Below are 1,585 nucleotides of genomic sequence, written 5' to 3'. Positions count from 1 at the left end.
ATGACTGTGTTGAGCGCGGTGGTGAGGGCGCGGTATTGGGCAGCGGTGAGTTCGCCTTGGAACACGCTGCGTTGTGTCCAGTGGAGGTATTTGCGGCAGGTCCTCAGGACTTTCGGGTTCCGTTCTGCAGCGGTGTCGTAGACCAGGATGACGAACATGGGCGGTCACCACCAGGGCCTGAAGGGTTTATAGGGGGTGTTCTCCAGGCACAGGCGGACGATTTTGAGTGCTTCGAGGTGGATGAGTTCTTCGTAGCTGACTTGGCGCTTGAGGGTGCGATGGTAGACGGTGGTGGCGAGTTCGTCGCGGACGAGGGCGGCGATCTTCTTGCGGCCGTCCGTGCTGAGGGAGGCGCGGCCGACCTCTGTCTCGAAGTCGCTGGGCTTGAAGTGCTTCTGGCTGGCGGCCCGACGCAGGAGGCGTTCGGCGAAGAGGGGTTTGAAGGGCTCGGCGAGGTCGAGGGCGAGGGTGTTGCGGCGGCGATCGGTGTCGGTGTGGAGGAAGCCGATCGCGGGGTGGAGCGGGGTGCTACGCAGGGCGGTGAGGACTCGGGCGTAGACGAGAGCGTTGAGGTAGCTGATGAAGGCGTTGCCGGCGTTGCTGGGGGGCCGGCGGGCGCGTCCGTTGAGGCGGAGCCAGGCGGGGAGACGGGTGTCGAGGACGGCCCAGGCGGTGCGGCGGAAGTTTCCTTCCTGACCCATGAGTTCGTCGGTGTCGTAGCAGTCGGGGAGGTTCGTGCGCAGGGTTTCGAGGGCGGGATCGAGGAGGTCGGTGTCGAGGGCCCAGCGGAGGTTCTCGGCGGTGGCGAGGAGGAGGGTGCGGGCGATCGGGAGTCGTTGGTGGGGGTCGGCGGTGATTTCGACTTGTCGGCGGACGACGGTGGCGGAGGACATGGCTTCGGCGGGTGCGAAGTGTCCGGCGTGGTTGCCGTAGTGGTCAAGGACGTGGACGGTGACGCCGTGGCGGCTGAGGAGGGACATCGCGGAGGTGTTGAGGTCGACGTGGTCGAAGGTGACGAGGTCGCGGATGTCGGTGATGGGGATGCGGACGGGGCTGCCGTCGGGGCGTTCGATGCGGATGCTGTTGTCTTCGCGGCGGATGCGGCAGGGTTCGGTGAGCCAGTAGGTGCGGCCGGCGGCGGGCATCAGGTTCCCCAGCAGTAGTCAAGGTAGGAGCAGCCGCGGCAGGCGGCGCGGGTCTGGCGGTCGGGGGGTGCGGCCTGGGCGATCACGGCGCGGGCTTCGTCCTCGGCGGTCTCGGCTTCGTCTCGTGCTTGGTCGTTCCAGGGGACGTCGGTGGTGCGGCGGATGAGGGGGTAGTGGACGATGCCGCCGCGCACGTTGACGCCTCGGCGTTCGAGGAGGAGGCAGTAGTGGCGGACCTGGGCGTCGTGGGCAGGGGACGGGCTGCGGGAGGACTTGGTTTCGTGGATGACGGCGCCGGTGGTGACCCAGTCGATGCGGGCTTCGCCGAGGTCGACGTCGCGGCGGCGGCCGAAGGTGGTCTCGTTGACGACCTCGCCGAAGGCGACGAGGTCGCTGCCGGCTTCGGGCCGGTAGCCGCGCATGTAGAGCCTGGCGTGGGC

The 1,585-nt window shown here is 67.9% G+C and carries 3 protein-coding genes; all 3 read right to left on the bottom strand.

Annotation, left to right across the window (positions count from 1 at the left end; all coding sequences use genetic code 11):
- Positions 1-158 (bottom strand): CRISPR-associated endonuclease Cas2 (locus tag C2142_RS37180; RefSeq protein ID WP_148647259.1); only part of this gene is annotated, 158 nt, incomplete at its 3' end.
- 6 nt (positions 159-164) lie between these two features.
- Entirely contained in the window at positions 165-1,145 is a 981-nt protein-coding gene (gene cas1b / locus C2142_RS37175; RefSeq protein ID WP_148647157.1) for a type I-B CRISPR-associated endonuclease Cas1b, read from the bottom strand.
- On the bottom strand, positions 1,145-1,585 hold a 441-nt coding region (locus C2142_RS37170; RefSeq protein ID WP_241003052.1), incomplete at its 5' end, for a CRISPR-associated protein Cas4. The genes cas1b and C2142_RS37170, both read right to left, overlap by 1 nt.

It is taken from the genome of Streptomyces sp. CB01881 (assembly GCF_002953255.1).
Taxonomy (GTDB): domain Bacteria; phylum Actinomycetota; class Actinomycetes; order Streptomycetales; family Streptomycetaceae; genus Kitasatospora.
The sequence above is the reverse complement of the archived record's forward strand: the minus strand, read 5'-3'. Positions and strand labels throughout refer to the sequence as shown.